This is a genomic window from Streptomyces sp. NPDC012835 (genome assembly GCF_042900885.1).
Taxonomy (GTDB): domain Bacteria; phylum Actinomycetota; class Actinomycetes; order Streptomycetales; family Streptomycetaceae; genus Streptomyces.
Map to the genome: position 1 here is coordinate 473,061 of NZ_JBIBBW010000004.1, position 18,242 is coordinate 491,302.

The 18,242-nt window shown below is 73.7% G+C and carries 16 protein-coding genes; 2 read left to right on the forward strand and 14 right to left on the reverse strand.

The features are described 5' to 3' along the window. Positions 1-4: 4 nt before the first annotated feature. The 11 genes from ACFY6S_RS20210 to ACFY6S_RS20260 all read right to left on the reverse strand — a co-directional run bounded on the left by ACFY6S_RS20210 (position 5) and on the right by ACFY6S_RS20260 (position 11,073). Positions 5-502, reverse strand: coding sequence for a RidA family protein (locus ACFY6S_RS20210; RefSeq protein ID WP_388819464.1), 498 nt, complete (start codon positions 500-502; stop codon positions 5-7). Next, positions 499-1,647: a M24 family metallopeptidase gene (locus tag ACFY6S_RS20215; RefSeq protein ID WP_388819467.1), complete on the reverse strand. Its 1,149-nt coding sequence runs from the start codon at positions 1,645-1,647 to the stop codon at positions 499-501. The genes ACFY6S_RS20210 and ACFY6S_RS20215 overlap by 4 nt, the downstream gene beginning before the upstream one ends. After that, the gene (locus tag ACFY6S_RS20220; RefSeq protein ID WP_388819470.1) at positions 1,622-2,542 is read right to left on the reverse strand and encodes a carbon-nitrogen hydrolase family protein; all 921 of its coding nucleotides are present in this window, start codon (positions 2,540-2,542) and stop codon (positions 1,622-1,624) included. Before ACFY6S_RS20220 ends, ACFY6S_RS20215 begins: the two co-directional genes overlap by 26 nt. Next, entirely contained in the window at positions 2,533-3,873 is a 1,341-nt protein-coding gene (locus ACFY6S_RS20225) for a M20 family metallopeptidase (protein ID WP_388819473.1), read from the reverse strand. Before ACFY6S_RS20225 ends, ACFY6S_RS20220 begins: the two co-directional genes overlap by 10 nt. Next, positions 3,870-5,066 (reverse strand): mandelate racemase/muconate lactonizing enzyme family protein, encoded by a 1,197-nt coding sequence (locus ACFY6S_RS20230; RefSeq protein ID WP_388819476.1) that lies wholly within the window; start codon positions 5,064-5,066, stop codon positions 3,870-3,872. Before ACFY6S_RS20230 ends, ACFY6S_RS20225 begins: the two co-directional genes overlap by 4 nt. Then, on the reverse strand, positions 5,063-6,289 hold the full coding sequence (locus ACFY6S_RS20235) for a pyridoxal phosphate-dependent aminotransferase (RefSeq protein WP_388819479.1): 1,227 nt from the start codon (positions 6,287-6,289) through the stop codon (positions 5,063-5,065). The genes ACFY6S_RS20230 and ACFY6S_RS20235 overlap by 4 nt, the downstream gene beginning before the upstream one ends. Positions 6,290-6,504: 215 nt before the next feature. Next, complete coding sequence (locus ACFY6S_RS20240; protein ID WP_388819482.1) at positions 6,505-7,233, reverse strand: GntR family transcriptional regulator; 729 nt, start codon at positions 7,231-7,233, stop codon at positions 6,505-6,507. A 4-nt stretch (positions 7,234-7,237) separates the two neighbouring features. Beyond that, positions 7,238-8,074 carry an amino acid ABC transporter ATP-binding protein gene (locus tag ACFY6S_RS20245; protein WP_388819485.1) on the reverse strand — a complete coding sequence of 279 codons (837 nt, stop codon included), beginning with the start codon at positions 8,072-8,074 and terminating at the stop codon, positions 7,238-7,240. Between the two features lie 41 nt (positions 8,075-8,115). Further along, on the reverse strand, positions 8,116-8,829 hold the full coding sequence (locus tag ACFY6S_RS20250) for an amino acid ABC transporter permease (protein WP_388819488.1): 714 nt from the start codon (positions 8,827-8,829) through the stop codon (positions 8,116-8,118). Between the two features lies 1 nt (position 8,830). Beyond that, the gene (locus tag ACFY6S_RS20255) at positions 8,831-9,700 is read right to left on the reverse strand and encodes an ABC transporter substrate-binding protein (RefSeq protein WP_388819491.1); all 870 of its coding nucleotides are present in this window, start codon (positions 9,698-9,700) and stop codon (positions 8,831-8,833) included. A 269-nt stretch (positions 9,701-9,969) separates the two neighbouring features. Further along, complete coding sequence (locus ACFY6S_RS20260) at positions 9,970-11,073, reverse strand: NADH:flavin oxidoreductase/NADH oxidase (RefSeq protein ID WP_388819494.1); 1,104 nt, start codon at positions 11,071-11,073, stop codon at positions 9,970-9,972. A gap of 265 nt (positions 11,074-11,338) precedes the next feature. On the opposite strand from ACFY6S_RS20260, the gene ACFY6S_RS20265 reads away from it, so the two are divergent. Both ACFY6S_RS20265 and ACFY6S_RS20270 read left to right on the forward strand, forming a co-directional pair. After that, positions 11,339-12,016, forward strand: a complete 678-nt coding sequence (locus tag ACFY6S_RS20265) for a uracil-DNA glycosylase (RefSeq protein WP_388819497.1) — start codon at positions 11,339-11,341, stop codon at positions 12,014-12,016. 586 nt (positions 12,017-12,602) lie between these two features. Beyond that, complete coding sequence (locus tag ACFY6S_RS20270) at positions 12,603-13,523, forward strand: sirohydrochlorin chelatase (RefSeq protein WP_388819500.1); 921 nt, start codon at positions 12,603-12,605, stop codon at positions 13,521-13,523. Positions 13,524-13,723: 200 nt separating this feature from the next. Here the strand turns inward: ACFY6S_RS20270 and ACFY6S_RS20275 are convergent, their stop codons facing one another. From ACFY6S_RS20275 to ACFY6S_RS20285, 3 genes are all read right to left on the reverse strand, one after another. After that, positions 13,724-14,773: a lactonase family protein gene (locus ACFY6S_RS20275; RefSeq protein ID WP_388819503.1), complete on the reverse strand. Its 1,050-nt coding sequence runs from the start codon at positions 14,771-14,773 to the stop codon at positions 13,724-13,726. Positions 14,774-14,840: 67 nt separating this feature from the next. After that, the gene (locus ACFY6S_RS20280; RefSeq protein ID WP_388819506.1) at positions 14,841-16,361 is read right to left on the reverse strand and encodes an FUSC family protein; all 1,521 of its coding nucleotides are present in this window, start codon (positions 16,359-16,361) and stop codon (positions 14,841-14,843) included. A gap of 370 nt (positions 16,362-16,731) precedes the next feature. Next, on the reverse strand, positions 16,732-17,736 hold the full coding sequence (locus tag ACFY6S_RS20285; RefSeq protein WP_388819509.1) for an LAETG motif-containing sortase-dependent surface protein: 1,005 nt from the start codon (positions 17,734-17,736) through the stop codon (positions 16,732-16,734). Between the last annotated feature and the right edge of the window lie 506 nt (positions 17,737-18,242).

Genomic DNA, 18,242 nt, shown 5'->3' on the forward strand with positions numbered 1-18,242 from the left:
CTGCCTACGTCGCCTCCCCCGCCTCCCCCGCCGCCGCCGTGGAGAGGACGAGCGTCACCTCAACCGGCGCCCCCGACGGCAGAGCGGCCACCCCGACCGCCGTACGGGCGGGCGGCGGTCCGGCCAGCAGGGAACGCAGCCGAGCGCTCGCCCCGTCGGCGACCCGGCTGTGCTCGGTGAAGCCCGGCACGACCGCGAGATGGACCGTCATCGAGACGGCGGCGTCCAGCCGCAGTCCGGCCGACCGGGCCGCCCCGCGCGCCGCCTCGACGGCGCGCCCGGCCGCGAGCGCGGCCAGCGGGACCGCGTCCGCGACGGACAGGCCGGCCCCGAGGACGCCCGCTGCGATGACGCCGCCGCCCGCGCGCGGGGTCATCCCCGCGGTGAAGACCAGCCCGCCGGCGATCCGCGCTGCGGCGTAGTCCCCCGCCGGGACGGGCGCGTCGGGCACCGGCCCGGCCGCCGGCTCCGGTCGCTCCGTACCGTCCACCGGCTCGGTCATCGCAGCGGTCCCGTGTCGCAGGAGGTGAGGACCTCGTGGCCGCTCTCGGTGATCAGGACGGTCGCCGACAGACCGATCCCGGCGCTGTCCCGCACCCGCAGTGTGGGCACCACGTGGACCACCATGCCGGGCTCGAAGAGGCGCTGCTCGTTCTCCCCGAGGGAGAGCAGGTGCCCCTCGCCCCAGTCGGGGGCGAAGGCGATCCCGACCGAGTAGCCGCTGCGCTTGCGGTAGGTGTGGGCCAGGCCCGCGTCCGCGATGGCCGCCTTGCAGGCCGCGTGCGCCGCCGCCGGGGAACCGCCCGGGACGACATGGGCCAGGGCCGCGTCCCTGGCCGCCGCGCAGGCCGTGGCCATGGCCGCGGGCTCGCCGGAGAGCGGACCGGTCCACACGGTGTGCATCAGGGGCGCGTTGTACCGGCCGACGGTCGCGGACATCTCCAGCAGTACGGGTTCGTTCGCGCGGACGACCCGGTCCGTCCAGCTCGCGTGGATCGTCCCTGCGCGGGGGCCGGAGGCGACGAACGGCTCCATGCCGAAGTACTCGGAGCCGGCGGCGATGAGTCCGCCGAACGCGGCGGCGGCCACCGTACGCTCCGAGGCGCCGGGAACGGCCGCCTCCGCCGCCGCCGTCATGCCCGCGTTGGTGGCGCGGGCGGCCGCCCTGATCTGCTCGATCTCCAGCGGTGACTTGACGAGCCGGGCGGCGGCCAGCACTCCGTCGATGTGGGTGATCCGCGCGCCGGCCGTGTCCAGCAAGGCGGTCAGCCTGAGGAACGGCTCCGGCGGCAGGAACCAGGAGCGGGCCTCCATCCCCACGGCGCGGGCGCCGGGCGCCACTTCGGCGAGGAGTTCGGCAGTGGCCAGGATCGGGTCGGAGCTGTCCGGATAGCCGGTGATCCGCTCGAAGTACGTGGTCTCGGCGGCGTTGACCGTCTCGGTCTCGCGCGTCAGCAGCGCGGCCTCGCCGTCCGCCGTGACGATCAGGCACTGGTAGGTGTAGTAGCCGGGGGTGGCGTGCCCGGAGAGGTAACAGACGTTCTCCGGCGTGTGGACGATGACGGCGTCCAGCTCCTGGGCCTTGAGGGTGGCGCGCAGCGCGGCCAGGCGCCGGTCGTACTCAGCGGCGGGAAAGACGGGCGGCATGGGGTGCTCCTGGGGTGTGGTCGGGGGAATCGGGTCGCGCGGGCAGGGAGATCCGGGTGAGCGGGGGCGGCGCGGCGGGCCCGAACAGGTCGGTGCGGAGATCGGTCAGGTACGGCAGCTCCTCCCGTACGGCGGCGGTCGCCGCGGCGGACACGGTCACGACGCGCAGGTCGCTCCGGCCGTCCGCACAGGCGGCCAGCTGATGGCCGTCGGGGCTCCAGGCGCCGCTGCGGCCGAAGTAGCGCTCGCCCGCGAGGTCGCCGACCGCGTTGACGACCAGGGTGGAGACGGTGTTCTCCACGGCGCGCGCCGGGTGGTAGACGCCGTAGCGGTACTCGGTGGGGCCGTGGGCGAAGGCGGAGGAGAACAGGACGGCGTGGGCACCGGCGCGGGCGTAGGCGCGGGTCAGCTCGGGGAAACCGGCGTCGTAGCAGATGCCGAGGCCGAGGGAGATCCCGCCGTCCTCGATCATGACGAGCCCGGTCCCGGGGGCGAAGGCCGCGCGCTCGCCGTGCCACAGATGTGCCTTGCCGTAATGGCCGCGCGCCCTGCCGTACGGATCGATGACGAGCACGGCGTTGGCCGGCCGCCCTCCGGTGGCGACCGCCGCTCCGAGGAGCACCCAGACGCCGTGCTCGGCCGCCGCCCCGGCCAGCGGCGCCAGCGGGGAGCCCGGTGGCGGCTCGGTACCGGGCGGGGGCTCGGCCAGGGAGCGGCCGTCGGGGTCGGCGCGGATCGAGTCGGGATCGTATCCGCAGGCGAACAGCTCGGGCAGCGCCAGGACACGGGCGCCGCGCGCCGCCGCGACGGCCACCAGCCGGGTCGCGGTGGCGAGGTTGGCGGCGAGGTCGCCGGGGACGCTCTCCGCCTGGCCGAGCGCGATCGTCAGCTCCATGCCGGGCCCTCCTGGTTCCACGCCGGGCTTGCCGGGTCCGCCGAGAGGGCCTCGGTGAGGATCGCCCGGTAGAGGCCGACGGAGTCGCGCAGTTCGTCGACGGTGATGTGCTCGTCGACCGCGTGCATCACCTCCAGGCTTCCGGGGCCGCAGACGAGCGCCGGCACCCCGGCCGCCCTGAAGTGGGTCATGTCGCAGTTGACGGTGAGTCCGCCGAGTGCGTCGTCGGCGCCGGCTTCCGCGAGCGCCCGGCGGCACAGCTGTACGAACGGATGGTCCTCGGGGGTCTCCGAGGGGCCGCCGGTGCTGGGGGCGCAGGCCACCACGGAGGCGCTCGCCCCGCTCCGCTCCGCGTTGAACCGGTCGAGGACCTCTCCGACGGCCGCCACCACGGACTCCTGGGTCTCCCCCGGCAGCAGCCGGCGGTCCAGGGTGATCCGGCAGCGTTCGGGTACGGCGTTGGGCGCCTCGCCGCCCTCGATCAGTACGGGGGTGCAGGTGGGCGCGCCCAGCAGCGGGTGGCCGTGGTCCGTGAGCGAGGCGCTGTACTCCTCCAGCAGGGCGATGACGCGCGCAGCGGCCGTCACCGCGTTCACACCCCGCGCGGGGGTGGCCGCGTGTGCCGCCACCCCGACGACCTCGATCACCGGGCGGACCGAGCCCTTGTGGGCGGTCAGCAGCCGCATTCCGGTGGGTTCGCCGACGACGACCGCGTCGGGCAGCCTTCCCGCACGGGCGAGGAGCGGTACGAGATGACGCGCGCCCGTCGAGTCGCCCTCCTCCTGCGACACGGCGGAGAAGACGATCTCGCCGCGTGCCGGGGCCCTGCCGTCGCCGGTCTCCGCCGCACGCGCCAGCTCGATCGCGGCGCACGCCATGGCGGCGAGCGGTCCCTTGGCGTCGGCGGTGCCCCGGCCGTACAGCCGTCCGTCGCGCAGGGCGGGCCGGAAGGGCGGGCTGGTCCAGCCGCCGCCCGCCGGGACCACGTCCAGATGCGAGTTGAGCATGATCACGGGGCCGCCCGGGCCGAACCCTCGGCGCGCGGTGAGGTTGACCCGCCCCGGTGCCAGCCGCTCGGTCTCCACCTCGAACCCGGCGGCGGCGAGCGGCTCGGCGAGCAGCGCGGCGGTGGTCTCCTCCTCGCCGGTCGGGGTGGTGGAGTCGCAGGCGACCATGGCGGTGAGCAGGGCCAGTACGTCGGGGGCGGCGGTACGGCCGGACGCGGGTGCGGCCGGTGCGGTGGCGGTCGTACCCGTGGTCCCGGTCGTCGGGGCCGCTTCCGCGGTTCCCGCCGCGCGGGTCGTACCGGTGGGTTCCGGGGCAGAGATCATGGTGCGAACGTCCTTGCTGGGTCGGAGAGTTGTACGGAGACCGGCGTCGGCAGGGGCGTGCCCACCGGGGTCAGCCGGGCGGGGTCCACCGAGACCCGGACGCCGAGTCCGGGGGCGTCGGGCAGGCGGACGGAGCCGTCGCGCAGGCCGATTCCCTCGGTGACGTCGTGCGCGAGGTGGGCGCAGCCCCAGAGTTCGGCCACCGTGACCCCGAGACCGGCCGCCAACTGGGCGGTGGTCGCGCAGCCGAGGCGCCCGCAGTCCATCTGCCCGAGCCCGACGTCGAGCCCTCGGGCGCGGGCGGCGCCGAGCGCGGCGGCCAGGGCGGCGACGGTGCCCGCCTTCTCCAGCTTCAGGTGCACACCGTCGGCGGCGCCCGCGTCGGCGACGGCGTGCACCGAGGCCGCGTCGCGGACCGACTCGTCGGCCCACACCGGCACGGGCGAGGCCGCGCGCACCGCCGCCAGGGCGGTCAGGTCACCGGCGGCGGTGGGCTGTTCGAGCCAGGCGACTGCGTGGTCCGCCAGCCAGCGCGTGGCGGCGATGGCGGTATCGGGGGCCCAGCCGCCGTTGGCGTCGGCGGCCAGCGCGACCGTACCGCTGCCCGCGGTCCGGTCGACGGCCGCGCGTACGGCGGCGATCCTGGCCCGGTCCAGGGCGGGGTCGCCGCCGACGCGCACCTTGACCCGGCCGAATCCGGCCCGGGCGGCGGCGGTGGCCAGTTCGGCCGCCTCCCGCACCGTGCCGAAGCCGATCGGCGCGTGGGTCGGCAGCGCCCCCGGAGCCGGTGCGCCCGGCGGCTTCAGCGTGGCCCACAGCGGCAGGCCCCTGGCGCGGGCCGAGGCGTCGCGCCAGGCGATGTCCAGCAGCGCGGCGGCCGGTGGGCAGTGTGCGGCCAGGCGGTCCGCGAGGGCGGCGGGCGCGGCCCACGCCGGGTCGGTGGCGGGGGGCAGTGCGGCCAGGGCGGCGGCGATGTCACCGGCCGTGTGGTGGGTGGCGTACGCCCCGTTGCCCCGTGTCTCGGCCCAGCCGATGTGTCCGTCGGTCAGCTCGATCCGCAGAAACACTTCCGTCAACTCCGCTGTGTCGACGGTTGTATGACGGAGTCTCAGCCGCAGGGGCAGGCCGATCACGCCGTACCGCACCTCGGCCACGGCGGGCGGCACCGCGCGCGGGCCCCGGCCGGCCGTCATGCCGGGTCCAGCGAGCCCACGACCTCGATGATCCGGTCGAGGGCGGTGTCCCAGACGGTCTCCTCCTGCGCGAAGCACAGCCGCATCCGGCCGGTGCCCGCGAGACCGAACTGGTAGCCGGGGTTGACGACGACGCCCGCGTGTTCCTTGAGTGCGAGCGCCACGGCCTGGTCGCTCGCTCCGGTCAGCACTTCGGGGAAGAGGTAGGCGGTGCCGTAGGCGGCGTTGACGCGCATGACCGAGGACGCGTTGATCTTCTTCACGGTGGTGTCGCGCAGGGCCTGGTACTCCACGAGCCGCCGGTCGAGGAAATCGGTGTCCTCGGCGATCCAGCGGGCCAGCAGGTGCTGGGCGTACGAGGGGGCCCGCAGCGCCGTGCAGGACTGCACGTCCTCCATCGCGTCGACCAGCGCCGTGGGCGCGACGGCGACACCGAGCCGGTAACCGGACAGCGACTCGGTCTTGGACGGTCCGAGCAGGGTGACCGTGCGCTCGGCCATTGCGTCGAAGGCGGCGAGGTGGTGGAACTTCTCGCCCTCGTACACCAGCCGGCAGTACAGCTCGTCGGCGATGACGGTGAAGTCGTGGCGGCGGGCGGCGTCGGCTATCGCGGCGATCGTCTCCTCGCCGTAGACGGCGCCGGTCGGGTTGTTGGGGTGGGAGAAGACCATCAGCCGGGGGCCCTCGGCTGCGGCGTCCTCCAGCGCCTGGAGGTCCAGGCCGGGGCGGGTGCGGGCGCCGCCGGTGGACTCGTCGGGCCAGATCATCGGGATGCGCCGGACGCGGGCGCCGAAGTAGCGCAGCATCCGCTCGGTGGAGAGGTAGTCGGGGTCGGGCAGCAGGACGAGGTCGCCGGGCGAGAGGATCGCGGCGAGCGCGGTGAACAGCGCTCCCTGGGTGCCGGGGGTGAGGATGACGTCGGCGGGCCCGGTGGCGGGGATCCCGAGGCGGGTGGAGACGTTGTGGGCGACGGCCTCGCGCACGGCTCGGTCGCCCCGGTAGGGGGTGTACGTCATGCCGTCGCCACCGGCGGCGGCGTTGAAGGTGGGCAGCGCCCATGCGGGGGCCGGGAAGCGGTGGGTGTCGGCGTAGGTGGCGTCGAGGAGACGGTCGGGGCCCGGGCCGTTCTCCAGCTCGCGTTCGGCCGCGCGGACGGACATTCCGAGCCGGGCGGTGTGTTCGGGCAGGGAGAGGCGCTCGATGGCCTCGGGCTGATGGATCACGGTCGGGTTCCTCACTGTGTCGTGTGCGTCGGGTGGGAGTGCTGTGCCGGGCGGAGGCCCGCGCCGGACGGGGGTGCGGCGAGCGGTGTGTTGTGGCGGGCGATGTGTCGGTCCGGTGGTGTGTTGTGCCGGACCGTGCCGGGTGGTGCCGGGCGGAGTGTGGCCCGGCGTTACGGGCGGTACGGGCGGTGCGGGAGCGGGCCCCGCGCGGTCGGTCAGACGGGGTCCGCCGCCCGGGCGGGCTGGCCGACGATGGAGCCCGTCAGCAGCGTGAGCCCGCCCAGTACATGGGACCGGGTCAGCGCGGCGGACCGTTCGGCGTCCCCGCTCAGCAGGGCGTCCAGGATGGCGGTGTGTTCGTCGACCGAGATCTGGGCCCGTTGGGCGTCCGCCAGATAGAGGGCGAGATAGCGGTCGCTCTTGGCCCGCAGCTGATTGAGCGCGGCCAGGGTGGCGGGCATCGCGGCCATCGCGTAGACGGCGTCGTGGAACTGCCGGTCCAGCATGCGCACCTGCGCGGCGTCCCCGAGCGACACCGCGACGCGCTGGCGCTCCAGCAGCAGACCGAAGTCGGCCGCCTGGAAGTCGCGTTCGCCCGTGTCGGCCTGGGCGGCAGCGGCGGCGAGCACGCTCTCCAGCGCCGCCCGCCCGTTGTAGATGTCCCGGGCGTCGGCCACCGAGACCTCGGCGACGATGGATTTCTGGTGCGGGCGGTCGACCACCAGACTCTCGGCGACCAGCCGCGACAGGGCGTCACGCAACGGGCCCCGGCTGATGCCGAGTTCATGGGCCAGCGCCTCCTGGCTGAGCTGCTCCCCCGGGGCCAGGGCCCCGGTCAGGATGCGCTCGCGGAGCTGCTGGTAGGCCCAGTCCTGTTTGCGCAGGCTCCAGGGGGCGGTCGGGCGGGCGGAGGAGACACGGCGTGGCGGAGGTGGAGTCGTCATGGTCCTACTCTCCGAGGATCTGCTCGAAGAAGGAGCGGGTTCGCGCGTGTCGCGCCGCCGTGAACAGGGTTTCCGACGGGCCGTCCTCCACGATCCGGCCGTCGGCCATGAACACCACCCGGTCCGCGCTCCTGCGGGCGAACCCCATCTCGTGCGTGACGACGACGATGGTCATCCCGCTGTCGGCGAGGTCCCGCATGACGGCGAGCACTTCGCGGGTGAACTCCGGGTCGAGCGCCGAGGTGGGCTCGTCGAAGAGCATCAGCTCGGGTCGCATGGCCAGGGCGCGGGCGATGGCCACCCGTTGCTGCTGGCCTCCGGAGAGTTCGTACGGATAGTGGTCGCGGCGCTCGGCGAGCCCCACGCGCGCCAGGAGTTCGTGGGCGTCCTCGCGGGCCCGGTCGCGGGAGACCCCCCGTACCCGGACGGGCGCCAGCGCCACGTTCTGTGCGGCGGTGAGGTGCGGGAAGAGGTTGAACTGCTGGAAGACCATGCCGATCCGGCCGCCGACCGAGCGCGGTTTGGAGCCGGCCTTCGAGAGCAACTCGCCCTGGAAACCCACACTGCCGGTCTCCAGTGGTTCGAGCCCGGCCAGACAGCGCAGCATCGTGGACTTGCCGGCCCCCGAGGGGCCGAGAACGGCGACGGTCTGGCCGGCCGGGATCGTCAGATTCACCTCGCTGACCACGGCCGTGCCGTGGTAGCTGCGGCCGAGGTTCTCGGCGACGAGGACGGTGCGCGGCCTGGCCGAGGGGGGCCCGGCGGGGGTCGTGGTGCGGGCGGTGGCCTCGGTGGTGTCCGCACCGGACCCCGCCGTGGCTGCTGGCCTGGCGTCGCTCATGGCTGCGCCCTTTCCGGTTCCGGTGGCGGTCCGCGCGGAACTCATCGGGCCGCCGGGTCGACGGCCGCCGTCGTGACGACGGGCTCCTTGGTGCGCCGGGCGGCGGCGCGCCGGTTGACGTCGAGACGGCGCTCCACCTGCCGCAGGGCGAAGGTGAACACCGTGGTCAGGACGAGGTAGTGGACGGCTGCCGCGCCGAGCGATCCGACATAGTCGAAGTCGGCGGCGGCCTGGCGCTGCGCGGTGAGCATCAGGTCCTGGACGCTGACCACCGAGGCCAGCGCCGAGGTCTTGAGCATCCCGATGAACTGATTGCCGGTGGGCGGCAGGATCAGCCGGGTCGCCTGCGGGAGCACCACCCAGCGCAGGATGCCCGCCTCGGACAGCCCGAGCATCCGCGCCGCCGTGCGCTGGCCCCGGTCCACACCGAGCAGGCCGCCCCGGACGATCTCCGCCATGTAGGCGACCTCGTTGAGGCTCAGCGCGATGACCGCGCAGGTGAACGGGGACAGGCTCAGCCCCCACAACGGCAGTACGTTGAAGACGAAGATGAGCTGGAGCAGGACGGGCGTGCCCCGGAAGAACCAGATGTACGCGTCCACGAGCCGGCGCAGGGGCGCGAACCGTACGCCCTTGGCCAGGGCGAGCAGGACGCCGCCCACGACACCGAGCGCCATGGACAGGACGGTGAGGACGAAGGTCAGCAGCGACGCGGTCAGGAAGTCGGCGGATATCGCCTTGTGAAGGAACTCCATGCTACGAACCGCCCGGCGAGGAGGAGGACGGAACCGCGGCGGAAGGTGCGGCCGACCCGGCGCCCGATGAGGCGAAGTAGTTGGATTCCTCGGGGAGTTCGTACGTGGCCAGCAGTTTCGCGTAGGCGCCGGACGAGACGTACCGCTGGAGCGCCTCGGTGATGGCGGTCCTGGTCGACGTGTCGCCCTTGCGGACCGCGATCCCGATCTTCGTCTCGTTCTTGAAGGTGGCCGCGAGGGTGAACGTGCCCTTGGTGGCGGCGAGGGTGGCCGCGGCGCCCGGAGTGGAGGTGTCGAAGGCGTCCGCCCGGCCCGACTGGACCGCGAGCATCGCGTCCTGGTTGTTCGGGAGCGACATGATCTTCATCTCCGCGCGGCCCCGCTGCTTCAGCTCCTTGTTGTACGCGTTCATGTACGTCTCACCGATGGCACCCCGGGTGACGGCGACGGTGCGTCCGGAGAGGTCCTCGGGAACCCTCGATATCTTCTTGGGGTTGCCCTTGGGCGTCAGCAGGGTCTCCCCGATGACCAGGTACGGAACGAAGTCGACCTGCTTCTCCCGCTCGGGCGTGATGTACATGGCCGAGTTGATGACATCGGTCCGTTTCCCCGAGAGCGCCGGGATGAGCCCGTCGAAATCGATGTCGAGGGCCTTGGGCTTCAGCCCCATCGACGCGGACAGCGCCGCGATCATGTCGATGTCGAAGCCCTGGAGTCGGCCGCCCGTCCCCTGGGACTCGAACGGCGGGAAGCTCGCCGCCGTGCCGTAGGTCAGAGTGCCGGACGAGGCGAGGTTCTCGGGCGGCGAGACGTCGGCGGGGCCGCTCGGCGCCCCCGTGCCGGAACCACCGCAGGCGGACACCCCGGCCATCAGGACAACGGCGGTGCACACTGCGGCCGTTCGCGTGTTTTTTGCTCTCACCGGACTGCTCCCTACTGGCGTTCTCCCTGTTCAGGAGGTTCTGTAAACAGTTGCCAGTCACTGTGTCCGGGCGGAGTGTCCACGCGATTGCTGCTTCGTTAAACCGGAGTTCCCGCTTCGGCGGGAACGCGGCCCGCGCGGAAACACTCCGGACACACCGGTGGCCCCGGCGAGGTGTGTACCTCGCCGGGGCCACCGGTGTCGGGGAAGGGGTCGGTTCAGAGCGCCCGGTGGTACTGGACCGGCCCGGGCACCTCGACGGACAGCTCGCGCGCAGCGCGCAGGGTGAAGTACGGGTCGCGCAGCAGCTCGCGCCCGATCAGTACGGCATCGGCCCGGCCGGCCGCGATGATCTCCTCCGCCTGCCGGGGCTCGGTGATCAGGCCGACCGCGCCGACCGGCATGCCGGTCTCCTTCCTGACCTGCTCGGCGAAGCCCACCTGGAAGCCGGGGGACGGCACGATCCTGGCGTCCGGGGCGCTGCCGCCGGTGGAGGTGTCCAGCAGGTCCACTCCGTGCGCGACCAGATCCGCCGCGAACCGGACGGTGTCCTCGGCCGTCCAGCCTTCGCGCTCGTCCTCCTCGTTCTCCGAGAGCCAGTCGGTGGCGGAGATACGGAAGAAGACGGGCAGCTCCTGGGGCCACTCCGCGCGTACGGCGTCCACGACCCGCAGCGCGAACCGGATGCGGTTCTCGTAGGAGCCGCCGTACTCGTCGGTGCGCCGGTTGCTGTGGGGGGAGAGGAACTGGTTGATCAGATAACCGTGGGCGCCGTGGATCTCGGCCACCTCGAACCCGGCCTCCAGCGCCCGGCGGGCGGTCGCGGCGAACTGCTCGACGATCTCGTCGATCCGCGCCACCGACAGCTCCTCCGGCACGGTCGAGCCGGGCCCGAAGGGGATCGCGCTGGGCGCCACCGGCGTCCAGCCGTGCTGCTCGCCCGGCGGGATCGCCGCGCCCCGGTTCACCCAGGGGCGCTCGGTGGACGCCTTCCGGCCCGCGTGGGCGATCTGGATCGCCGGAACGGCGCCCTGGCTCTTGAGGAAGGCGGTGACGCGTCGGAAGCCCTCGGTCTGCCGGTCGTTCCACAGCCCCAGGTCCCACGCGCTGATCCGCCCCTCGGGGCTCACCGAGGTGGCCTCGGCGAGGATCAGCCCCGCCCCGCCGACGGCGCGTGCGGCCAGGTGCTGGAGATGCCAGTCCGTGGGCACGCCCGCCTCGGCGCCGTCCGGGGCGGCCGAGTACTGACACATCGGTGCCATCCAGAGACGGTTGGGAATGGTCAGCGACCTCAGTGTGTACGGCTCGAACAGGGCGCTCACGGGTGCTCCGTTTCCTGTGCTGCGAAGGTGACACTCCTGCTAATGACTCGGCTAGTACGATATATTCCGTACTACGAAGCCTGTCAAATAAAAAGCCCGCGCGGGCCCCGCGCACGCGAGCGGGAGGCCGGGCGGGCTCCGGGGAGCCGCGATCCGGCGCAGCGCCCGACGTCTGCACATGCCGCACCGCACCGCACCGCACTTCACCGTCGACCAGGACCCTTCGCCGGGTGCGCCGTCGCACGGGTCAGTAGAGTGAACTCCCGTGACAGCGAGACCGTTGAACGAAGTGGTAGAGCCCGGGTGGGCACAGGCGCTGAGCCCCGTCGCCGGACGCGTCGCGGAGATGGGCGACTTCCTGCGCGCGGAGGTCGCGGCGGGCCGTACCTATCTGCCCGCGGGAGCGAACGTCCTGCGCGCCTTCCAGCAACCCTTCGACGAGGTAAGGGTTCTGATCGTGGGTCAGGACCCCTATCCGACGCCCGGGCACGCGGTGGGGCTGAGTTTCTCGGTGGCGCCGGAGGTACGGCCGCTGCCGGGCAGCCTGGAGAACATCTTCCGGGAGCTGCACGCGGACCTGGGGCTGCCGCGCCCCTCGAACGGCGATCTGACCCCGTGGACCCAGCAGGGCGTGCTTCTGCTGAACAGAGCCCTGACCACAGCGCCCCGCAAGCCCGCCGCACACCGGGGCAAGGGCTGGGAGGAAGTGACCGAGCAGGCCATCCGGGCCCTGGCCGCACGGGGCAAGCCGCTCGTCTCCATCCTGTGGGGGCGCGACGCCCGCAACGCCCGCCCGCTGCTCGGCGACCACCCCGCGATCGAATCCGCGCACCCCTCCCCCATGTCGGCCGACCGCGGCTTCTTCGGCTCACGCCCCTTCAGCCGGGCCAACGACCTGCTGATCGGCCAGGGCGCTCAGCCGGTGGACTGGCGACTGCCCTGAGCGCACCGCCGGGCGACCGCCGACCCACGCCGGCCGCCCGGCCCCGGGCACACGGGACCGGCGGATGCGCGGGTGACGCGTCCGCACTGCTGTCCAGGACACAAGCCGTTCGGGTCGGCGCCCGCGCCGCCGGGACCGTCACCCCCGCGTACCGATCGGCCGGGCGCGCTCGTCCCTTCCGCGCGGCGACGGCCGCCCCCGGCGGCCCACGACACGGTACCGGCGGGGCTCTCCGCTCCGATGGCGACCGGATCACGGAACCCGGCGGCGCGGCCGGGCCACCGCCCGTTCCGTGCGAAGTCGCCCTGGTCCGTGGCCCGTTCGGACCCGGCGTGCTCCCCCTCGTACCGCCACGCGGGAACCGGCCGGCCGACCGTCCCCTGCCACCGCGGCCGCCGTCGCGACCGGACCGCCGGGCGGCCCTCTTCCCGCCGTGACGGCGCCGCCCCGGACCGGGACTACTCAACGTACCGGCAGAACAGGACAGATGAGGGGAAAATTACCTAACGGATAAATAAGGACAGATGGTTCGCGACCGGCCCCTCCCCGAACAGCCACACCCACAAAACCAGTAGCATTCGACGCCATGAGCACCCCCACTGGGCCCGCATCCGGCCTGCCTGTACGAATGCCGCGCCCCCGCCAGTCGGGGCGCCACCGCCGACCCGAACCGGTAGCGGCCCCCGAAGGGGCTCCCGCGCTGGTCCTCGCTGTGCCCGGGCCCCCTTCGGCCGCCGTGCGCGGGCTGGCCGAAGAGGTCGTCAGCATCGCCCGCTCCGAGCTGCCGGGCCTCGACGCCGCCATCGGTTTCCTGGACGGCGACGACGAGGAGTACCCGACGCTGCTGTCGGTCCTGGCCGGGACCGCCGCGCTGCGCACCGAGCGTTACGAAATGGCGAAGGAGGCCGGTCGGGAGGTCGCCGAGCCCGAGGGTCCGGCCGCCGTCATCGTGCCGCTGCTCGCGGGTCCCGACAGCAACCTGATCAAGCACATAGGCGAGGCCGCCGCGGAGAGCGGCGCAGCGGTCGAGCTGACCGACGTCCTCGGTCCGCACCCGCTGCTCGCCGAGGGGCTGCACGTACGCCTGTCGGAGGCCGGTCTCGCACGCGCCGACCGTGCCAGGCTGTTCACGGTCGCCACGGCGGCCGACGGGATCATCCTGGCCACGGTGGGCGGCACGGAGTCCGTGCAGACCGCCGGGATCACCGGGATGCTGCTGGCCGCGCGGCTGGCCGTGCCGGTGATGGCCGCCGCACTCGACGAGGACGGTTCGGTCGCCGCGATCGCCGAGCAGCTGCGCGAGGCCGGTTCGACCCAGCTCGCGCTCGCCCCGTACCTGGTGGGCCCCGAGCTGCCCGAGGGCCTGCTCGACGCCGCGCTCAAGGAGGCGGACTGCGCCGCCGCCGAGCCGCTGGGCGCGTACCCGGCGATCGGCAAGCTGGTGCTGTCGAAGTACGCGTCGGCGCTGGGCATCAGCACGCAGCCGCAGGGGGCCCCGGCGCACTGAACGGCCGCGCGGCACGGACGGCGACCAGTGGGAAAGGGCCCGCACCGGAAACACTCCGGAGCGGGCCCTTCCGGTTGCCCGGAGCGGCGCGTTTCCCGGGGCGGCGCGCTTGCGGGGCGGTGCCGGTCGCGAGGGCGGTACGGGGCCCGGTGCGTCGCGTGGGCGGAGGCGGGCCGGAGCGCGGCCGGGAGCGGGTCCCGTCAGCCGAAGACGACGCAGGAGACGGCCGGGGCCGCCAGCGCGCCCGCGCGGGCCGGGACACCGGTTTCCGGGTCGAGGTCGAACCACGTCATGTCCCCGGACCGCTCGTTGGCCACGTAGAGCCGGCGGCCCGTCGGGTCCAGCGTCAGATCGCGCGGCCACCGGCCGCCGCAGTCCACAGCCGTGACCGGCTCCGGCTTCTCGTACGCCGCGTCCAGCGCGAGCACGGAAATCCTGTCGTCGCCCCGGACGGCCACCCAGACGAACCGGCCGTCCCGCGACACGACCACCGTCGAGGGGAAGCTCTCCCCCGCGACCCCGCCGGGCAGGACCGGCGTCTCACCGACCGGTTCGAGCACCCCCGTCGTGGCGTCCCAGCGGCAGACGGTGAGGGTCGGTTCCCGCTCGCCCACCACATAGACGTGCCGGCCCCCGGGGTGGAAGGCGAGGTGGCGCGGCCCGGTGCCGGGGCGCAGCGCCGTCTCCCCGTACGGCGCCGGCTCCCCGGCGGCGGAGAGGGCGAGGATCCGCACGGAGTCGGTCCCGAGGTCGGTGCACAGGGCCCAGCGCCCACCGGGGGCGGCCACGACCTGGTGCGCGTGGGGGACGGGCGGGTGTCCGCCGGGCGGTGCGGTGCCCGTGTGCTGGAACACCGCGACGGGTTCACGGAGTCCGCCGTCGGCGGCGACCGGCAGGACGGAGACGCTGCCCGAGCCGTAGTTGGCGGTCAGCAGCCGGCCGGGCACGAGGGCGAGGTGCGTGGGGCCGGAGCCGCGTACCGGTACGGGCGCGCCCAACAGCCGGGGTATCGCGTCGCCTTCGGGCCGTACGTCCAGAGCCGCCGCCGCGCCGTCCTCGCGTTCGGAGACCGCGTACAGCACCCGGCCGTCCGGGGACAGGGCGAGATAGGAGGGGTCCGCGACGGCGTCGGTGGCCGCGCGCTCGGTGAGCGCGCCGGTCTCCTGGTCCAGATCGGCGGTGATGACCCCACGCCCTCCCGCCGACGTGAACGATCCGATGAAGGCACGCACGCCGTTCCCGTGGATCACCCTGTGTCCTCTTCCGTCCGACTCGACATCCTGTCCGACCGGCGACGTTAGCAGGTGGGTCCCGGGGTCAGACCGGCGCGAGAGGAGCGCGCGGTGCGGTGCGCAGCGGTGTGGAGAGTTCGGCCAGCGCCCGTTCCAGACTGTGCAGATGGGCGAGCGCGCCCTCGGCGGCCGGGTGGCGGGACGGCGCAGTCGGCGCCTCGGCGGCCGGGCCCGCGTGCGCGGCCCCCAGGGCGTGTACGGCGTGCTCCACGGCGTTCTCGACCCGGCGGCAGGCGGCGGCCAGCTCCGCGTCGAGCGAGGTGTCGGGCTCGGCGGCCAGGGCGGCGAACCCGCGTGCCTCACGGGCGCAGTCGTCGAGCAGGGCGAGCACCCGGCGGGCGCGGGCCCTGCGGGCGCGCAGCGGGCTGAGCGGGTGGACCAGCGGGGCGAGGGACATCCGTACCTTCCCGAGCAGCGCCTCCAGCTCCGCCGCCGGCGGGCCGGGATCGGCGTCCTCGTCCCCCGCGAGCCGCCGGGCGGCCGTGGTGGTGCAGGTGTGGACGCAGGTCAGCGCGCGGCCGATCCACGCGTTGGTCGCGGCGTGGGTGGTGACGGGCAGGATCAGAGTGACGGCGAGGGCGACGCCGAGGGCGCCCGCGGCGGTCTCCTCGAAGCGCAGCAGGAGCAGTCCCGGGTGCAGCACGCCCAGCAGGCCGTAGAGCAGGCCCGCCATGACCGTCACGAAGAACGTCATCCAGGAGTACGAGACGGCGGCGGTGTAGAAGATCCCGAAGACGCAGCAGGCGACGAGCGCGGCGGTGGGTGCGAGCGCGCCGTCCAGCGGCACGGCGACGAGCAGCCCGGCCGCGATGCCGACGACCGTGCCGACGACCCGGCGGAAGCCGCGCACCAGCGTCTCGCCGCGCGAGGCGGTGTTGACGAAGATCCACCAGGCGGTGCCGACCGCCCAGTACCAGCGGTCCTCGGAGAGGGCCTGTCCGGCCGCGAGGGCGACGGCGCAGGCGGCGGTCGCCTGGAGGGCCTGACGGGTGGTGGTCCGTGTCAGGCCCCGGCCCGGAGCCGGTGGCGCGGGCACGACGGGCGGCGGCAGCCCGCGCTCGTAGCACCAGAACCCGAACCGGACGGCCGAGGAGACGATCAGGGAGAGCGTCATGGCGCCTGCCAGCTCGGGGAGTTGGGCCGGGCGGGTGTGCAGGAACTGGGTCATGAAGAACGCCATGAACCCGAAGATCCCCAGCGCGTGCCCGCGCGGCCCCCAGCGGCGGGCGTACACCCCGGCGCACACGACGGCGAGGAAGGCAGTGTCCCGCGCCCGCGGGTGGTCGTGGAGGGAGGCCGCCAGTGCCAGTACGGGGAAACCGGCGACGGGCAGCAGCGCGGTGGTGAGGGCCTGGCCCCGGACGGTGGGGTCCATGACGGTGAAGAGGGCGAGCAGGGCGGCGAGACCGCAGGCGATGACCGCGGTGAGCGAGTACCCGGCCGCGCCGGAGACCGCCACGGCCGCGCCGATGCCCAGTACGGCGCGGGCCGAGGCGCGCAGCCGCAGCCGGCCCGGGTCGGGAGCGACGAACACCGTCTTCAACACCGTTTCACCCCTGTCACCCGGTATGGCGCCCGGCATACCGAAGGCGCCGCGGGGTTCCGCAGCGCCATCGATACCGACATCAGAGCATCTTCATGATCCATGGCTCAACCGATCCTCGATCGGCTGGTCCATTGGCCCAGTCAATCAGCGAAGGACAGGGCCGGGAGAGCGCCAATGGACCAGAGCGACGGCCGGCCGCCACACGGATACGGGCGGTCGCCACGCGGATAGGGGCGGCGGCCGCGCGGATAGGGGCGGCGGCCGCGCGGATTCCGGCGGCGGTGACGACCGCGGCCCCGCGGGTCCGGTGCGCTCGGGTGCGGCGCGCCGGACCCGCGGGGCCGGTGGGAGAACGGTGGGGCCGTCAGGCTCAGCTGCCCGTGGCGGCCTTACGACGACGGGTCATGATCACGACCGCGCCACCGGCGGCCAGCAGGACGGCGGCACCCGCGGCGATCGGGACGACATTGCCGCCGCCGGTCTCCGCGAGGTCGCCCTCGGCGCCGCCGTTGCCGCCGGTCGACGCCTGGCTCGGCTCGTTGGCGGGCGTGGAGCCCGTCGAGGAGGGCTCGGAGGCGCTCGGGGTGGGCGAGGAGCCGGTGGCGGGCGTCTCGTCGGTCTCCGAGGCGGACGGGCTCGGAGAGGCCGGCTCGGACGGCGTCCCGGTGGAAGGCGTCGACTCGGTCGGCGACTCCTCGGGCGTGGACTCGGTTACGGACGGCTCGGGCACCGGCGGAATCTCCTGCGCGGTGCAGTCCTTCGTACCGCCGTTCCAGGCCGCGATCAGCTGGTCCTTGATGACCGAGCGGCTGGGCCCGATCGGGAGGTCGCCGTGCTCGAAGCCGTCGTTCGCATCCTTGAGACCGTCGTACTTGACCTTGCCCCGGTAGAGGTCGACCTGCGCGTAGCAGCCGACGTCGGGGAAGGCCACGTCGAGCGTGTCCTGGCCGCCGTGCTTGATCTCGACGCTGTCGAAGTCGTGGAAGACCTGCTCGCCCGAGGTGTTCCAGGTGGCGCCGTGCGTACGGTACGAGGCGAGCGACACCGTGCACTTCGCGGCGTCGGACGAGGTGCGGACCTTGACGTGGACCTTGCCGTCGTCGCCGGCCTTGAGGCTGAGATCGTCGACCTTGATCTGGGAGTACCAGTCACGGCCGTCGAGGGAGAACTCGCACTTGTCCGTCGTGGTGACCGGGGTGACCGGGGTGCCGGCGCCCTGGCCGGGCTTGTAGCCGCCGTGGTTCCCCTTGTCCCAGCCCTTGCCGCCGGGGCAGTCGGAGGCCCAAGCGGAGCCGGCCGCCGCGGTGGTGAGGGCCAGGGCGGCGGCGCCGGTCCCGAGCAGGCGCAACGCCGTGACACGTCTCGATATGGCCATGCGTTTCCCATCTTGTGCTGCGCGTGGCCCGGACCAGGACACCGCGTTTCGCGCGAATCGCCACGCGACGCCGCCCGCCGCACGCAGGAGCGGGGCAGGCCGGGGCTGGGCCGGGCTGAAGTGGTTTGGTCGCACACCGGGCCGTGGGGCCCTCGGTGGCACCACGCATGCTGGTGGGGGCGGTACGGCCGTGTCAACTGGCCTCGGCGGCCGGAATATGACGTTCCGCCAGTGCGGACAAAGCTCCGCATGAGGGCATGTCATACCCAACGCCTACCGTACCGGCGTCATCGGTCATGCCGATCCCGTCGACCGTCTTCGGCGCCCGCACCGGCGTCCTCGGTCCGTCCTCGCCGCGCCCCACGCGCCCGCTGCGGGAGACCGCGCCCGCGTTCGTGATCGTCGCAGGTCAGAGCGCTGCCAACCCGCGGTGCGGCGCCGGGTGGCGCAGCCGGGCAGGCGGGCGGCCCCACCCGGCACCAGTGGTGAAGGTCCCGAAAAGCACG

Excerpts from the sequence above, each read along its gene's own strand:
- ACFY6S_RS20270 (WP_388819500.1), top strand. The coding sequence starts at position 12,603 with ATGAGCACCCCCACTGGGCCCGCATCCGGCCTGCCTGTACGAATGCCG.
- ACFY6S_RS20245 (WP_388819485.1), bottom strand. The coding sequence starts at position 8,074 with ATGAGCGACGCCAGGCCAGCAGCCACGGCGGGGTCCGGTGCGGACACC.
- ACFY6S_RS20240 (WP_388819482.1), bottom strand. The coding sequence starts at position 7,233 with ATGACGACTCCACCTCCGCCACGCCGTGTCTCCTCCGCCCGCCCGACC.
- ACFY6S_RS20210 (WP_388819464.1), bottom strand. The coding sequence starts at position 502 with ATGACCGAGCCGGTGGACGGTACGGAGCGACCGGAGCCGGCGGCCGGG.
- ACFY6S_RS20220 (WP_388819470.1), bottom strand. The coding sequence starts at position 2,542 with ATGGAGCTGACGATCGCGCTCGGCCAGGCGGAGAGCGTCCCCGGCGAC.
- ACFY6S_RS20230 (WP_388819476.1), bottom strand. The coding sequence starts at position 5,066 with ATGACGGCCGGCCGGGGCCCGCGCGCGGTGCCGCCCGCCGTGGCCGAG.
- ACFY6S_RS20215 (WP_388819467.1), bottom strand. The coding sequence starts at position 1,647 with ATGCCGCCCGTCTTTCCCGCCGCTGAGTACGACCGGCGCCTGGCCGCG.
- ACFY6S_RS20250 (WP_388819488.1), bottom strand. The coding sequence starts at position 8,829 with ATGGAGTTCCTTCACAAGGCGATATCCGCCGACTTCCTGACCGCGTCG.
- ACFY6S_RS20225 (WP_388819473.1), bottom strand. The coding sequence starts at position 3,873 with ATGATCTCTGCCCCGGAACCCACCGGTACGACCCGCGCGGCGGGAACC.
- ACFY6S_RS20285 (WP_388819509.1), bottom strand. The coding sequence starts at position 17,736 with ATGGCCATATCGAGACGTGTCACGGCGTTGCGCCTGCTCGGGACCGGC.
- ACFY6S_RS20255 (WP_388819491.1), bottom strand. The coding sequence starts at position 9,700 with ATGGCCGGGGTGTCCGCCTGCGGTGGTTCCGGCACGGGGGCGCCGAGC.